This is a genomic window from Peribacillus sp. CSMR9, assembly GCF_033141925.1.
Lineage (GTDB): Bacteria > Bacillota > Bacilli > Bacillales > DSM-1321 > Peribacillus > Peribacillus simplex_A.
This window is the reverse complement of sequence record NZ_JAOPHO010000017.1, coordinates 1-15,254: the sequence shown is the minus strand read 5'-3', so window position 1 is coordinate 15,254 and position 15,254 is coordinate 1. Positions and strand designations below refer to the sequence as shown.

General features: G+C 38.0%; 16 protein-coding genes. 2 read left to right on the top strand and 14 right to left on the bottom strand.

What is annotated here, in order from left to right:
• Positions 1-180: 180 nt before the first annotated feature.
• The 9 genes from N9I19_RS10560 to N9I19_RS10520 all read right to left on the bottom strand — a co-directional run bounded on the left by N9I19_RS10560 (position 181) and on the right by N9I19_RS10520 (position 6,676).
• Entirely contained in the window at positions 181-792 is a 612-nt protein-coding gene (locus N9I19_RS10560; RefSeq protein WP_317777753.1) for a PadR family transcriptional regulator, read from the bottom strand.
• A 77-nt stretch (positions 793-869) separates the two neighbouring features.
• Positions 870-1,583 carry a HoxN/HupN/NixA family nickel/cobalt transporter gene (locus tag N9I19_RS10555; RefSeq protein ID WP_061461649.1) on the bottom strand — a complete coding sequence of 238 codons (714 nt, stop codon included), beginning with the start codon at positions 1,581-1,583 and terminating at the stop codon, positions 870-872.
• Between the two features lie 121 nt (positions 1,584-1,704).
• Positions 1,705-2,529 carry an urease accessory protein UreD gene (locus N9I19_RS10550; RefSeq protein ID WP_317777752.1) on the bottom strand — a complete coding sequence of 275 codons (825 nt, stop codon included), beginning with the start codon at positions 2,527-2,529 and terminating at the stop codon, positions 1,705-1,707.
• Positions 2,529-3,140: an urease accessory protein UreG gene (ureG, locus tag N9I19_RS10545; protein WP_061461647.1), complete on the bottom strand. Its 612-nt coding sequence runs from the start codon at positions 3,138-3,140 to the stop codon at positions 2,529-2,531. The genes N9I19_RS10550 and ureG overlap by 1 nt, the downstream gene beginning before the upstream one ends.
• Before the next feature lie 20 nt (positions 3,141-3,160).
• Entirely contained in the window at positions 3,161-3,847 is a 687-nt protein-coding gene (locus N9I19_RS10540) for an urease accessory protein UreF (protein WP_144529933.1), read from the bottom strand.
• Positions 3,837-4,295, bottom strand: a complete 459-nt coding sequence (gene ureE / locus N9I19_RS10535) for an urease accessory protein UreE (protein WP_317777751.1) — start codon at positions 4,293-4,295, stop codon at positions 3,837-3,839. Before ureE ends, N9I19_RS10540 begins: the two co-directional genes overlap by 11 nt.
• 22 nt (positions 4,296-4,317) lie before the next feature.
• Entirely contained in the window at positions 4,318-6,030 is a 1,713-nt protein-coding gene (ureC, locus tag N9I19_RS10530; protein WP_317777750.1) for an urease subunit alpha, read from the bottom strand.
• Positions 6,027-6,350 (bottom strand): urease subunit beta, encoded by a 324-nt coding sequence (locus tag N9I19_RS10525; RefSeq protein WP_089362802.1) that lies wholly within the window; start codon positions 6,348-6,350, stop codon positions 6,027-6,029. The genes ureC and N9I19_RS10525 overlap by 4 nt, the downstream gene beginning before the upstream one ends.
• A gap of 23 nt (positions 6,351-6,373) precedes the next feature.
• Positions 6,374-6,676, bottom strand: a complete 303-nt coding sequence (locus tag N9I19_RS10520) for an urease subunit gamma (protein ID WP_061465959.1) — start codon at positions 6,674-6,676, stop codon at positions 6,374-6,376.
• Between the two features lie 744 nt (positions 6,677-7,420).
• On the opposite strand from N9I19_RS10520, the gene N9I19_RS10515 reads away from it, so the two are divergent.
• A complete protein-coding gene (locus N9I19_RS10515) occupies positions 7,421-8,365 on the top strand; it encodes an urea transporter (RefSeq protein ID WP_081108688.1) in 945 nt (314 codons plus the stop codon).
• Positions 8,366-8,794: 429 nt separating this feature from the next.
• On the opposite strand, the gene N9I19_RS10510 is transcribed toward N9I19_RS10515, so the two are convergent.
• Complete coding sequence (locus N9I19_RS10510) at positions 8,795-9,211, bottom strand: hypothetical protein (protein WP_317777749.1); 417 nt, start codon at positions 9,209-9,211, stop codon at positions 8,795-8,797.
• A 998-nt stretch (positions 9,212-10,209) separates the two neighbouring features.
• On the opposite strand from N9I19_RS10510, the gene N9I19_RS10505 reads away from it, so the two are divergent.
• Positions 10,210-11,400, top strand: a complete 1,191-nt coding sequence (locus N9I19_RS10505) for an MFS transporter (protein ID WP_317777748.1) — start codon at positions 10,210-10,212, stop codon at positions 11,398-11,400.
• 233 nt (positions 11,401-11,633) lie between these two features.
• Here N9I19_RS10505 and N9I19_RS10500 read toward each other — a convergent pair whose 3' ends face one another.
• From N9I19_RS10500 to N9I19_RS10485, 4 genes are all read right to left on the bottom strand, one after another.
• On the bottom strand, positions 11,634-12,905 hold the full coding sequence (locus N9I19_RS10500; RefSeq protein ID WP_317777747.1) for an MFS transporter: 1,272 nt from the start codon (positions 12,903-12,905) through the stop codon (positions 11,634-11,636).
• An 11-nt stretch (positions 12,906-12,916) separates the two neighbouring features.
• Positions 12,917-13,540 carry an ArsR/SmtB family transcription factor gene (locus tag N9I19_RS10495; protein WP_411730428.1) on the bottom strand — a complete coding sequence of 208 codons (624 nt, stop codon included), beginning with the start codon at positions 13,538-13,540 and terminating at the stop codon, positions 12,917-12,919.
• A 386-nt stretch (positions 13,541-13,926) separates the two neighbouring features.
• A complete protein-coding gene (locus tag N9I19_RS10490) occupies positions 13,927-14,313 on the bottom strand; it encodes a DUF1259 domain-containing protein (protein WP_061461630.1) in 387 nt (128 codons plus the stop codon).
• Between the two features lie 307 nt (positions 14,314-14,620).
• Positions 14,621-15,010, bottom strand: a complete 390-nt coding sequence (locus N9I19_RS10485; RefSeq protein WP_317777746.1) for a cupredoxin domain-containing protein — start codon at positions 15,008-15,010, stop codon at positions 14,621-14,623.
• Positions 15,011-15,254 lie beyond the last annotated feature (244 nt).

Sequence of the window (15,254 nt, the reverse complement as noted above, 5' to 3'; positions counted from 1 at the left end):
AAATATTTATTAGAGGGAACCTTTCGCTTTGATTGTAGGAAAATTCCCCAACAACATCAAAAGGAGGGCTGTGCTTTTAAACAGCCCTCCTTTTTTTGGTATTAGATTCAATAATTAAGCTTTTGGGATGATTGGGATGCACAGGCACCGAAACAAAGCTGGAATTTTTGATTATAGTCATTAAATCAATATCTTGTCTTGAATGATTATATTAAGTTTTCCTACAATGATTCCTAACAATAAATTGTTTAATCTTGCTTTCTCAATCAAATTCAGAACCCACTTACACCATGAAATTTCTTCTTCATCTAACATACTCCTTCTATTAAAAAGAATATAACCACCAAAATGTTTAGATGTCATTTCTAACCCATTCTTCCCATGTGTTTGTTCAATTCCGGCTATATTTTCATCTCGCAAAGCCACGGTTTGTTCTAATTTAGCAATTCGGTCCTGAATTAATTTTTTCGCATTTTCTTCATTCGATAACCAAATCGAATACATCTTAATAAGAAATTCATCTCGAATGATCGGATCAGAAGGCGATTCAGTGACCCATTTTTCCAGAGTTTCTCTTCCCTTTTCTGTGAGTGAATATATTTTCTTATCAGGTTTACCCGTTTGTTCAATATGTTCAAATTCCAAAAGCCCATTCTTCTCCATTTTTGTTAACAGAGGATATATTTGACTATGCTTCGCAGGCCATAATACCTCTAAATATCCAACTAATTGATAGCCGGAACATGGATTTCTACCAAGCGAACTAAGTATCGCATATCCAAGAGTATTCATCTAATCCCCCTTCATCCATATATAGCATTCAATAATAGTGTGTATGTTGCACGCTTCGATTCAACATTCCTTATGACTTAAAACCAAAGGTTAAATAATCCTTCATTAACCCCTAAATTATACATATAATATATTCCAAAAACCATGCTAATTGTGCCCATTGTGAATACAAGTGTTCTACTAATTTTAACACGTTTCATACTTAACACAAAAGGGATACCAATAATCGTAGTGAAAAAAAGCATACCAATGACCGTTCCTACTCCAAATAAAAGGATATAAATAGCCGCTTCCCAAACACTCTTTACTGTACTCATCGTCAATATAACCATAGTGCCACTTCCTGCAAGACCATGGACTAGACCAATAGACATCGATTTCAAATATGAAACATGTTTATGTTTGTGTTTATGCTCATGTTTACCACCATGTTCATGGGTATGGACATGTTTATGTTCATCTCCATCATGTCCATGCGTATGTACATGGATACTTTTGAAAGAAAGGATCGTTGTAACACCAAGATAAACAAGCATGATTCCTACTAAAAATTCTAGGGACATAGACCATTTCCCTGGTATTTCACCCTTCATAAGAATAAGAATAATACCAACTATAAATAATGTTATCGTATGACCTATCCCCCAAAATACTCCTGCTAGAGAAGCGTGCCATAACTTTTTGCTTTGACTTGCAATTGTTGATACTGCAATCACATGATCAGGCTCAATTGCATGCCTGATCCCCAAAACAAAACCTATCGTTAAAACTGAAAACAATGTAACATCCATAAATATTTCTCCTTCAAACTTTTTGTCCCTTATAAGTGAAACTTCCATAAGTGGCGGTTTTTTACAGCCTGATTAACCCGGATAAAAGCCCGGCAACCTTTTGATTGCCGGGTTCTAAGTATTAATACTTTCTTAGAAAACACGGTTTTGTAATAAACCACTCTTGACTAATAATTCGGTGACACTCAGTAAAGATTTTCTCTATTTCTTGTGTCGAGTTAGCTAATACACGAACCGTAAATCCTGGTACAGATAATAAAGATAGTCCAATTTTATATCGATCTGTATTCCCATTAATAGCCTGATATAGCCGATCAAGGAGGTCAGGGCTTGTTTGTTCGCCAACCACAATCATGGAACCTAAATGCGAAAACCCTTCCATGAATCCAATCTTCTCTATATTTTGGGCAGCAGGATTCAATTGAATATGATCATAGGCCACAAGCTCATCGTCCATATAAATTTCATTGATGAATTGAAGCCGATTATAACTGAAACGATTTCCATCCGGAGACCACCCCGGGGTTAAAATGTCGGAATAAAGGAAAGTCGCCCCTTTCTCCATGCGAATGACATTTTTTTGTTTATAGCGCGCGTCCTGATACATAATAAGCGGATCCGGAATATATTCGAGATAACATCCAGACTGTAGAATGATCTCTGTTTCCTGGTAGGCATGAGTGTTAGGTGTCTTATAAACCTTTGTTGCGGATTGTGTCGTTAAGGTTAGTCTCGCTTGCTTCTCGAGCGTAATTTGTATTTTATAGCGATCTCCGTCTAAATAGCCTCCACCGGGGTTCAATATATAATAACAAGCTTGTCCAGAGTCGTCATGATAAACCGGACGCATCACTTTCAATGCGCCCTGAAAATATACATTTTTCGCTACAGTCTTTCCATTCCTATCTTCGACATCTAGACACAAAACTCCAGTCCAGTCTTCCATTATTCCAATCCTTTTAATAATGCATTCTTCATAAGCCAGTTAATGACCTGATCAAGCCCCGTGTTATCTTTTAAATTGGTGAAAACAAACGGTTTATTTCCGCGAAAAACCTTCGTATCAGACTCCATCACTTCGAGGCTTGCGCCAACGAAAGGAGCTAAATCCGTTTTATTAATGATGAATAAATCTGATTTAATCATCCCTTGGCCACCTTTACGCGGAATTTTTTCGCCTTGAGCTACATCAATAATATAGATGGAGAAATCCACAAGCTCTGGGCTGAAAGTCGCCGCAAGATTATCGCCTCCACTTTCCACAAAAATGAGCTCTACGTCCGGATGCTTCTCTTTTAATTCATCTATAGCCGCAAAATTCATGGAGGCGTCTTCACGAATAGCTGTATGTGGACATCCGCCTGTTTCAACCCCAATAATACGGTCTGCCGGTAGGACTCCATTTTGCATTAAAAATTTGGCATCTTCTTTTGTATAAATATCATTCGTCACAACGGCCATGCTGATTTCACCTTCTAAATGACGGGTTAGCCTTTCAACCAACATCGTTTTTCCGGCTCCAACAGGTCCGCCTACTCCAATTTTAATCGGTTCCATATAAAAACACTCCTTCTATATTAAGACATGAAAATACGAATGTTCACACGCTCATGTTTCATTTGAGATAACTCTAAACCTGGTGAAATGATTCCAAAATCCTCTTTATCCAAAGTTTGAATTTTTTCTGTCGCCTCTATTAAAGCACTTTGAAACTCATGAATCGTCTTCTGTCCCGCGGTTTGTCCTAACGGAATCGCACGAACGGCATTTTGAACAAGACTTGAAATAGTAGAATACAAATAATAGAGGGTGGTAGTTGATTTCGGAACACCAAGATGGTGCCCTATCATCGTAAAAGCAATAGCTGGATGTCCAAAGGAGTGCTTCTCCTTAATCCGTTTTTGATATTGCGAGTGAACAGGAAACTCATATAAAGATCCCACAAGGTTTACCATGCGTTCTCCCATTCTTTTGGTGCCTTCTCTCGTTTCACGCGGCAAATTTTGAACCGTCAGCATTCGATCGACCTTCCACACCGTTTGTACATCCTCATTTTCCAAGGCATCATAGACAAGACGGGTTGCCAGCCCATCTGAATAGACAAGCTGTTCATTTAAATATACGTGAAGCCACTTGGAAAACGATGCTTGATCATACACTTGATCTTCTTGAATATACGTCTCTAGACCATATGAATGACTAAAAGCACCAGTTGGAAAATTCGAATCACATAGTTGGAATAAAGAAAGAATATTAGGATTCATGGCTATGTCCAATATGGCGAAAAGCCTGTTTTACTTTCCGATCTTCACGTGTAAAAGGAATTTGAAGCTCTTCCAGCAATTCTTCAACAAGATAATCATACTGAACGAGCATATTATTCTCTTCAAATTGAGCTGGAAGGTGACGATTCCCCAATTGGTGGGCAATCGTTCCCATTTCATTTAAACTTCGCGGGCTAATGACTAATAGATCATCGGAAAGGACATCTACGACAATCATATTTTTATCATCCATATATAAAACATCGCCCGCCTTAAGGTCACGCAGTTCTTTTAAGCGAATGCCAATTTCGTGGCCGTGGTCGGTGGTCACTCTTTGAATCCGTTTCACTAAATTAGCACTTTCCAGGTACACCTTTTCCATATGGCGTTTCGCAATTTCTTCTCTGTCCATTGCGTCGATATTTGTAACAATTTTTTCAATGATCAATATTTTCACCTCAAAATAAGACTTAAAATAAGAAATAGCGTTGTCCCATCGGTACTATATCCACAGGTTCACAAGTAATGAGTTCCCCGTTTACTTTTACCTCATACGTTTGTGGATCAACCGTAATCTCAGGCGTTTCGGAATTAAGCTTCATATCTTTTTTCGTTAAGTTCCGAATACCATGAACTGGAAGAACCGTTTTTTCCAAGCCTAATTTTTCATGCACTTTATCATCAAAAGCGACTTGAGAAACAAAGGTAATTGAGCTCTTAGACAAGGCTTTTCCATAAGATCCATACATTGGCCGATAAATAACTGGCTGTGGTGTCGGAATGGACGCATTGGCATCACCCATTAAGCTTTCTACGACAAAGCCATTTTTAAGAATCATTTCAGGCTTCACGCCGAAAAATGCCGGTGACCAAATGACAAGGTCCGCCATTTTTCCGACTTCAATCGAACCGACATATTCGGAAATACCATGAGTGATAGCAGGGTTAATCGTATATTTAGCTACATAACGCTTCGCGCGATTATTATCAGAAAGCTCGCTGTCACCTTCCAACGCTCCTCGCTGTTTTTTCATTTTATCTGCTGTTTGCCATGTACGTAAAATAACCTCGCCAATTCGTCCCATTGCTTGTGCATCTGAGCTAACCATACTGAATACACCCATGTCTTGAAGAATATCTTCAGCCGCAATCGTTTCTCGTCTAATCCTTGAATCAGCAAAGGCAAGATCTTCAGGAATAGATGGGTTTAAATGGTGACACACCATTAACATATCCAAATGCTCGTCAATCGTATTAATTGTATATGGCAATGTCGGGTTTGTAGATGATGGAAGAACATTCATAAAGCTCGCTGATTTAATTAAATCAGGAGCATGTCCGCCCCCTGCCCCTTCCGTATGGTACATATGAATAACTCGGTCTTTAATCGCCGCTAGCGTGTTTTCCAAAAATCCGCCTTCATTCAACGTGTCTGCATGAAGGGCAACTTGTACGTCATATTGATCCGCTACTCGGAGAGCGTGGTCGATAGCAGAGGCTGTAGCTCCCCAGTCTTCATGCACTTTTAATCCAATTGCGCCTGCACGGACTTGCTCAGCCAACACCTCATCGTTCGCAGCTTGTCCTTTTCCAGTGAAGCCTACGTTAATTGGAAATCCTTCCGCTGCTTGCAGCATTCTATGAATATTCCATTCACCTGGCGTAACAGTTGTGGCTTTTGATCCTGCAGCAGGACCCGTGCCTCCTCCAATTAAAGTTGTAAGACCGGAAGCTAATGCAGTCTCAACCTGTGCTGGATTAATAAAATGTACATGGGAGTCGATTCCACCAGCTGTGACGATCATCCCTTCCCCAGCAATAATTTCTGTAGAAGCCCCAATTACAATATCCACATTATCCATTACTAAAGGATTTCCGGCTTTTCCGATTCCAGCAATTTTTCCGTCACGGATTGCCATATCCGCTTTATAAATTCCGGTATAGTCTAGAATAACAGCATTTGTAATGACTACATCCGGAACTCCATCTTCGCGAGTTGCAAGAGGATGTTGCCCCATCCCGTCACGGATTACTTTTCCGCCGCCAAAAATGACTTCTTCACCATATGTAGTATAATCTTTCTCAATTTGGATCACTAAATCTGTATCCGCTAAACGAATGGAATCTCCTGTCGTTGGACCATACATCTCGGCATATTGCTTTCGTGACATTTTGAAACTCATTGATTTCCCCCTCTTTCCACGGATCCATCTGTTTTATTATTTAATCCATACACACGACGTTCTCCACCAAAATCAATCAATTCTATTTCTTTTTCATCTCCAGGCTCAAAACGAACGGCAGCACCCGCAGGAACGTTTAACCGTTTCCCAAACGCTTCTTCGCGATTGAATTGAAGAGCTTCATTGACTTCATAAAAATGGAAATGAGAGCCAATTTGAACAGGCCGATCTCCTGTATTAATTACAGACAGCTTTGTGACTATTTTCCCGGCATTACAAATAATTTCTTCTTCTTTTAAAAATAGTTGCCCTGGTATCATTTAGCATGCCTCCTTGTCGATTCTTATCTGATTGGATTATGAACCGTTACTAGTTTCGTTCCATCAGGAAAAGTAGCTTCTACTTGAATATCATGGATCATCTCTGGAATACCTTCCATAACATCTTCGCGCGACAAAATCATTGCACCATATTCCATCAATTGTGCAACTGTTCTTCCATCCCTTGCCCCTTCTAACACTTCATAGGTGATAAGTGCTACGGCTTCTGGATGATTTAATTTTAATCCTCTTTCTTTTCGTCGCTTAGCAAGATCAGCTGCCACTACAATCATGAGCTTATCTATCTCACGCGGTAATAATTGCATCGTAAAGCCTCCCCATTTTTAAAATGACTAAGTATATCGAAAATTCCATCAATTTTTGAGACCTTTCTTCCAAACCAATTGGGATGTATGAACTATTTATCTCCCTTCAAATGCTCCTGACTCCTCAAAGATATAAGGTAGACATTACACCCTGTTATCTGAGATAAACGGAAAATCCCTCTTTATATGGCCTGCTTTTTTACTAATGGAGAATCAAATATTCATCAAAAACGTTACCTGAATTATCTGAAATCAAATGATAAAAAATACCATTAACCCCCATGCGGAACATCACTATTTTAGAAAAACAATGATGTAGGAATTAATCTTATTTTTACTTAATTGACAAAAAAATTCAGATTTTACAATAAAATGAAGGATTGATTCCCCTGAAACATTAATATATCATAATATACATATATATCAAATTATATATGGTTTTATGTATTTAATAGTTAAGTGAATGGACTTTGTAAGAAGGAAATTTAAGAAAAGCTATTAAAGGAGGGAGAACTCTTTCCGGAAACATAGGACTTGCAAAAATCCCCTATAAAAAAAGTAAACTTGGAAAAATGATTATCTTACATTTTTCGTTTCGGTTATTACATTGCCCTTCTGCTGAACTTAAACTCTTGATGCATGATTAGCAAGTTATGTGTCAGAGGATATTTTTTAAAACTGTAGAAAATGAAATGATTGTATCTGAATCTATTTTTTTAATATCTTAATTGAGGGGTTAGTATTATGCAAAAAGACAAACGTACTTCATTGACCGATGGAATGTTTCTTTCTTTAATGAAGTCATCACTGAAAGGAATCTCTCAAGTCATATTGATTGAGAATGCTGTTACTGGTTTCATTATTCTAATGGCGATCACGATTTACTCTTATCATTTAGGGATTATTACTCTATCTTCCGCTATCATAGGAACGCTAATCGGAAAACTGGGAGGAGCTAATGAAAACAGTGTGAATTCAGGTTTATACGGATATAACTCCGTGCTAACAGGCATTGCACTAACATTGTTTTTAACTGGGCCCTCTCAGTGGTTTATCGCTTTAGTTGGAGCTGCTTTAGCCGCAATCTTTTCCGCAGCAATGGTACATTTCATGAGAAACACAGGGATTCCCATCCTTACATTCCCTTTTATCATTCTGACCTGGTTTATGTTGCTTGTATCTTACAAGTTAAAGGCTTTCCAGTTAAGTCCGGGACTAGTTCCTCAAGACTTATCACACTGGACCTTAAACATCTCTGGAAAGGTTAATTGGCTGGAAGGGAGTTTTAATGGGATAGGGCAAATTTTTTTTCTAGATAGTACCTTAGCTGGCATTCTGTTATTTATTGGCGTATTTTGGGCCGGATGGAAATATGGTCTTTTTTCCATTTTAGGTAATGCTTTCGCATTACTCATATCATTCGTACTTGGAGGGGAACACTCGCTAATTATCATGGGGCTTTATGGCTACAATGCGATTTTAACCTGCATTGCCGTATCTATAGTTTTTAAAGAGGACCATAATCGATTTGCGCCTATATCAGGGATTATCGCAGCTTGTGTGACAGTACCCTTATCGGCAAGTGTTGCTACCTGGCTTTTACCCTATGGACTCCCAGCCCTGACAATGCCTTTCGTTCTTAGTACCTGGCTTTTCCTAGGCGCGAGAAAAGTCCTTCCTAGGTTGTAACAAATTTGACTTTTGAGAATGGAGCATGAGGCATTACTTCCAAAGACCGCTACCTTTTAAGTAACCATCGGGAAACCTTAAGTGGTTCTCATGTTATGGCTTGATCAATAAAGAAAATAAAAATCGCTCCTTTAGTTAGCTTGTTGTGATGACTTACATTTACTAATTCGCATTCCCTAACGCATCGTCAATTGCCTTGTAGCCATTGTTTAGATAAGGTTTTCAAATGAACTTAATTTTCGATTCATTGGATTAGCTGATTAGTTCAATTAGAAAAAGACTGGCGCTGCACCCCCTGTTGTAATGCACCTGTTAGCGAAATAAGGGAAGCGATTTAGGAACACGTTTTATAAAGAAGATGAAACTCTACCAATTATATTAATAAGAAATAGAGCAAGCTCAAATTCTTCTTGCTCTCTTCTTAAGCTATTATTCTATAACAAATCTAACTGTGTGTACTTTTTCGTCCTTTTCCCAAGTAACGGAAGCTTTATAGGTATTTTCTTTTTTTGGTGCATCCCCTAAATAAAATGACTCATAATAAAAAGGATGTAATTTAGTCTCTGTTCCATCTTCTCGTCTTCCTTCTTTAAAACTTTTAAGAGTTGTTAGAGTTTTATCATTCTCTAATAGCGCGATTTCTTTGACAACAACTTTCTCATCATTTAGTTGTTTAATCGAGGCTTCCCAGCCGGTTGGTTCACTAACATCTCTATTTTCTTTATATCTCACTTTCCACATATCGTTTTCCGATTTCCCAGAAATAGATCCAGTGGAGTTATACCAATAAATACCTAACAAAATTACTAATAGCGGTATAAAGAAAACTAAATAACTTTTTTTCATTGTATTCTCTCCAAGTTAAAATTTACTTACGCGATATTTTACCCAATGAGTACTAATATTTTTGAAATTTTTAAGGCAATTTCTTGCTTATGACACTCGAAGGTGATCATCATCAACTCCATTGTTTCTTAAGAAATTAAAAGGCATATTCGTGCAATTTTTTCCTAGACCCTCTCCACGTTTTTTTGTATTAAGTAATATAAATTTACATATCCAATTTTGTTTACTTATCACGCTTAGTAAGTTCAAGTTGATCAATGGGTGTTCTGTGTTCTGTGTTCTATCACTAATACAAATTCTTCAGGGAATAAATCAATTTGTTTTTCAAGCCAACCAAGATATTCATCTTCGTTTCCGAAGTCTTTATCTGCCAAAACTAATAATGAAAGAATCCCTTTGAAAAGGAATCACATAATTCCGATGCTTTTTAAATCTATTGGTTCAAAATCCAAAAATAACTCTTACTTCTTATAAAGATATAATTATACATCCAGGCATTGATATCCTTGTTGAACTCCCTCAGATAGAAAAAGGTGCTCAAAAGGATCCTGAAAATCGTCAACATGGCAGAAAACTCAGTTTTACTTATTTCTATTGTAAAATACTTCATTAATTCTCCACACAATGACCGTTCAGATACACCACTTAAGATAAAGGCTTTCCGTTCTTTCAGAAAACCTTTTACTGGCCTTTTCAAAAACTCCAACTATCTCCTATATATGAAAATCCCCAAAATAAGTTAATCTTACACGACAAAAAGTATCTTGAAATAAGTACGCTTTGCTATTTAGTTCTTTCTTTTAAAGTAATGAACCAGGTTTGAGTTTCATTTGATGATGTTTCTAGAAAATGTACTTTTTAACGTTATTTAATTTTTATAGAAGTAATCAACGATAACTAAGCAAGGGTTTTCCTCGTGAAAATGTTTTATGGTATGATAATTAAATTGTTTATCTGCCCTGTGACACATTTACATTCATCTAAGAAAAGAGGTATTTATGCACGACACAGAATTATCCAAGCGACATTGGTTACTCATCTTAACACTTACTTTATTAACATTTGTTCTCGGGACAAGCGAATTTGTTATCATCGGGATCTTAACCGATATTTCCTCGAGTCTCCATATGACAAATGCAAAAGCAGGCACACTCGTTTCTGCGTTTGCGATTACGTTTGCCATTGCCACACCACTCGTGATGTCGGTAACAAGCCATTTTCCAAAGCGTAAATGGATGTTATTTTTGATAGGTTCGTTCATCATCCTGAATGCTTTGTGCGTGATTTCGACAAGCTACATCATGCTCCTTGCACTTCGGATGATGACTGCGATTGTTACAGGAGTTTTAATTTCTCTTGCCATGATTGTTGCAAGTGAAGCCATGCCGATCGCAAAACGTGGACTTGCTATATCATTCGTTTTCGGTGGTTTTACTCTTGCAAACGTGGTTGGAGTACCAATGGGCACGGTCATCGCTGAAATGTACGACTGGAATGCAACCTTCCTGTTAACGACTTTTCTCGGCGGAATCGCATTTTTGGCATCTTTCTTCATTTTGCCTACTATGCACAGTCCATTTCGCAGTTCGATGCGCGATCAATTTTCTTTGTTAACACACCCACGAATCTTAATGGCTTTTTTCATTCCATCTCTTGGATTTGGGGCTACGTATGCCGTTTATACATATCTTGTTCCGATCCTGAAAGTAATGGAAGCACCAAGTAGTTCAATCAGTTTGATTTTGTTTTGCTATGGATTCATTTCCATTTTCAGCAACATACTCGCTGGTAAAATTGCCAGCTACAATGCTATCGCGCGCCTCCGGTTTGTTTTCCTCGTGCAAGCAATTGTTCTGATCAGTTTATATTGGACGACAAATAATTTTATCTTTGGATTGGTTAACATTGGCTTGATGTCATTAATGGCCATCCTTTTAACAACATCTACTCAGCTTTATTTGATAGACCTTGCCGGTATTTATCAACCAAAAGCTACAGGACTAGCTGCTTCACTGATGCCAGTGGCAAGCAATGTCGGTATCGCCTTTGGTTCCGCATTAGGCGGAATTGTTTACCATCAGGGAAATTTGATGAGTGTGTCATTGGTCGGTGGGCTGGTTGCTATCTGTGCAAGTCTTCTCACTTTCCTAAGTTATCGCTTAGACCAAAAACAAAAGAAAGCAGCTTAACCTTGGTAATGGAATTTCACCATCTGGGATTCAATTGCTTCATTCTTTTGCCCGTCGTTTCATCGAAATGACGTCTCTGTCGAATAAAGTAAATGAGGGACACTGACTGTGTCAGCACCCCCATACGACTGCCTGTCGCACAAAAAGCTGCCTTAAAGACAGCTCCGATTTTAAGCTAGCGCACCTGTTAGTTTCAAGAAAAAAAACTGATTTCGTAGTGAAATTGGTTTTTTTTATTTTTTACTTCCTCGAGACCAGATAACCACTGGAATTAATAATATAGATAATAACCCTCCAATAAATGATAATGTTGTATAACTTGAACCAGCCACAATCATTCCAGATAAGGCTCCACCAGAAGCTCCTGATAATGCAATTAAAACATCCACTGTACCTTGAGTTTTAGCCCGAGTTGAAGTTTCAGTTGAATCAACAATAAGAGCAGTCCCACTTATTAAACCAAAATTCCATCCTAATCCAAGTAAAGAAAGAGCAATTACTAGGAGAATCATAGAATCACCTGGTGCAATCGCTGATATTAAACCTGCCAGAAGCAACGTAGCTCCAGAGGCAATAGCCATAGCAGTACGACCAAACTTATCAACAAGGACACCTGTAACCAGTGAAGGGAGATACATTGCCCCTATATGAAAACCAATAACAAGACCTATTTCACCCAAGTTATGTCCATGATGTCTCATATGAACTGGTGTCATTGTCATAATAGCCACCATTACGATTTGAGTAAGAACCATAATTGTCGCACCAACAATAATACCTCTTTTGTTTGCAATTTGTTCAGTATCAGTCGAATGTTCTATTCGATCACTATCTTGGTTGGAAGCTTCTATCGTTCTTGCTATAACTAATGGGTCTGGGCGAAGCATGACGAAAAGTACAAGACCTGCCAGGATAAATGCTGCTGCTGATAAAATGAAAGGACCAGCAAGTGATGGAATGCCAATAGATGTAGCAAAATCCCCCATTACATTCACTAAATTCGGACCTGCAACTGCACCAAATGTTGTAAACACCATTGTAATACTAATAGCAGTAGCTCGTTGTTTATTGTTCGCTAAGTCCGTACCAGCGTAACGAGCTTGTAAATTTGTCGCTGTTCCTGCACCATAAATAAGCAGGGAAGCAAATAAAAGGAAAACACTATTTATTATAGCTGCAGTTATGACTCCTATTGCTCCAAGTCCACCTATCATAAAACCTGCTGTTAGACCTGTACGGCGACCGTAACGTTGAGAAAGTCTCCCTACGATTAAAGCAGCCCCTGCAGACCCTAAAGTAAATAAACCCGAAGGAAGTCCAGCAAATGCATCAGTGCCAAGCATTTGTTGTGCAAGAAGTGCCCCCACCGTAATTCCAGCCGCTAACCCAGCACCACCAAAAATTTGTGAAATACTTATAATAATTAATGTGCGTTTGTATAACATTTTTTGTTTTTCTTGAGAATCTACATAACTCTGGTTCAATTGATATGCTTTATTAGACATTTGTTAATACCTCATTTATCATTCTGTAATTTCCAATCATGTACATCTTCCTCTAGACGAAATGCATTAAAACCTTTGGATCTTAAAAGTTCAACAGCTTCCACTGACATTAAACAGTAACAACCACGGCAATAAGCAATCACATCACAATTGGTTGGTAAAGTTGAGAGTTTCTCGCTTAACTCTTCAATTGGCATAGAAACTGCACCAGGAATATGAGCTTCTTCATACTCCTCCAAAGGTCTTACATCCAACAAAATAGCTTCACCTTTATCCATCCGTTCTTTAAGTTCTGAAAGTGAAACCCCATCCGTGCCAAGATTGACATTTAAGAACTCTTGCTTAATTTGTTGAACCTGTACAAACTGTTTTTCTCCTAATGTATGCAAGGAAGTTAAAAAATCCGATATGGCTGCATCTGCTAGTTCGTAAATGACGTAGTTCCCTTTCTTCTGAAACTTTACCAATCTAGAATTAGCAAGGGTTTGTAAATGTTGAGATACATTCGCCACAGACATATTAGTAGCTTTAGATAATGCCTCCACCGACTTTGGACCATGAGATAAAATATCAAGAATTTCCAACCGTTTTGGACTAGAAAGACTTTTACCTATTCTTGCGAACTCTTGATACAATAAATCTTTTAAATATCGATCATCAAATATGTAAAATCACCATCTATCTATTCAAGTGTTTTATTGAATAATTGAATATTAATCAAAACTATAAGAATTGTAAAACAATTCCTTAACTCCAACCGTTTGTTAAAAGTTCCCCTTTTGTACTTAGTATGGCACTAAACCATATAAATGGGCATATAAAACAGTCTGCAGAGTCATCTCCAGACCATTATCGCACAATATGAATACACTAAGCTTGTTGAACGCCCCCCCTTTAGTTCTATTAGAAAAAGCCGCCTTAAAGACAGCTCCAATTTTCAGCTAACGCACATGTCAGTTCAACAAAACCGGGTTTTCACCGTGTATTATGTTCATCAAAAATCAGACTAGTGGGAAATCCGTTAGTTCCTTAGCGCTTTTCTAACTTTCTTTGCAAAAACTAATGGATCATCAACAGCTTCGATATTAACGTAAATCAAATTCGGATTATCAAATAGCCACTCATTGTGTATGGATGAAACTATTATTCCTTGTTTAAGAATCAAAGTAACAAAATTCTTGACTTCTTTTTGCAAGAGTGCAACCCTACCTAGGCACAATGCTCGTCCAGTCTGATTATCTCTTGATTCAAATGAGAAAGAAGAGGTTACTCTAAAACGTTTTCCTAAAATTTTTGCTTTTATTTCATTTCGATTTATGGTTGTTACACATTTTCCACCCGCAAAACCTTCTTGTCCGCCGATAATTCTAGCAAACTTTTGACAAATTAATTCATCATTAGATGCCATCTATTCATCCCCTCCCTAATATTAATAGGATATGAATCAATGAATAGATCCGAAACGGATATGAATCTATTTTGAAATGAAAACTATTTTTATATCTTGTTCAAACTATACTGCTCCTGTTAGCTCCATAAGAAAAGAGCTGATCGCCAAAGCTCACTAATGAACCATTTATTAGAGGTGGAACAATTATTATTCAAGCATCAATATCCTCTGTAATGAAAAACAAGCTTAATAAAAATCTCTCTAAAACTTAATCGATAATACAAGCCTTGCCTATAAAAAAACAAGGCCTTATTGGCCCTGCATTTTATTCGACTATTACTTTCCCAACCATTCCTTTCTCGAAATGGTACCGACATATCAGTTCATATGTACCGGGCTGTTTCGGATTTACGGTAATGTTTTTTTCTTCACCTGGCTGGAGCTCAACGTCAATTCCGAGCTTTTCCAGTGTGAAGGTGTGCTCTTTACTGCCTTTGTTTTTCAATATCAACGTTGTGGCTGTTCCATTCGGAATAGTGATGACTTTCGGATTAAAGAAATCATCGTTCAACTCGACCTCAATCGATTTCCCCGTCTCCATAGGCTGATTTATAACACCGGATTCGGCAAATACGCCGAGTGAGCCTAGTGTTGCCACAACTACAACCATTGCAAGCACAACGCCCAATCCTGTTACCCACTTTTTCATAGACATTCGCAATCCCTCCTTTCCTCTATTTTTTTCTAATTCATTAAATATTATTACTATAAATTTGGTTGCGTGCTTTCAAATAGTAACTTTTTTATCTGAAACAGTGAAAAGAGGAAGATCGACTCTAATCTTCTGGAGTCTATTCTTATGCAACTAAATTGCCCGTTTATCCATAAATCGAGTAGGAGGAGGCGCCTAGCCTCCGACCTCTCACACCACCGTACGTACCGTTCGGTATACGGCGGTT

Coding starts and splice junctions, on each gene's coding strand:
- N9I19_RS10560 (WP_317777753.1), bottom strand. CDS start 792: ATGAATACTCTTGGATATGCGATACTTAGTTCGCTTGGTAGAAATCCA.
- N9I19_RS10555 (WP_061461649.1), bottom strand. CDS start 1,583: ATGGATGTTACATTGTTTTCAGTTTTAACGATAGGTTTTGTTTTGGGG.
- N9I19_RS10550 (WP_317777752.1), bottom strand. CDS start 2,529: ATGGAAGACTGGACTGGAGTTTTGTGTCTAGATGTCGAAGATAGGAAT.
- ureG (WP_061461647.1), bottom strand. CDS start 3,140: ATGGAACCGATTAAAATTGGAGTAGGCGGACCTGTTGGAGCCGGAAAA.
- N9I19_RS10540 (WP_144529933.1), bottom strand. CDS start 3,847: ATGAATCCTAATATTCTTTCTTTATTCCAACTATGTGATTCGAATTTT.
- ureC (WP_317777750.1), bottom strand. CDS start 6,030: ATGAGTTTCAAAATGTCACGAAAGCAATATGCCGAGATGTATGGTCCA.
- N9I19_RS10525 (WP_089362802.1), bottom strand. CDS start 6,350: ATGATACCAGGGCAACTATTTTTAAAAGAAGAAGAAATTATTTGTAAT.
- N9I19_RS10520 (WP_061465959.1), bottom strand. CDS start 6,676: ATGCAATTATTACCGCGTGAGATAGATAAGCTCATGATTGTAGTGGCA.
- N9I19_RS10515 (WP_081108688.1), top strand. CDS start 7,421: ATGCAAAAAGACAAACGTACTTCATTGACCGATGGAATGTTTCTTTCT.
- N9I19_RS10510 (WP_317777749.1), bottom strand. CDS start 9,211: ATGAAAAAAAGTTATTTAGTTTTCTTTATACCGCTATTAGTAATTTTG.
- N9I19_RS10505 (WP_317777748.1), top strand. CDS start 10,210: ATGCACGACACAGAATTATCCAAGCGACATTGGTTACTCATCTTAACA.
- N9I19_RS10500 (WP_317777747.1), bottom strand. CDS start 12,905: ATGTCTAATAAAGCATATCAATTGAACCAGAGTTATGTAGATTCTCAA.
- N9I19_RS10490 (WP_061461630.1), bottom strand. CDS start 14,313: ATGGCATCTAATGATGAATTAATTTGTCAAAAGTTTGCTAGAATTATC.
- N9I19_RS10485 (WP_317777746.1), bottom strand. CDS start 15,010: ATGTCTATGAAAAAGTGGGTAACAGGATTGGGCGTTGTGCTTGCAATG.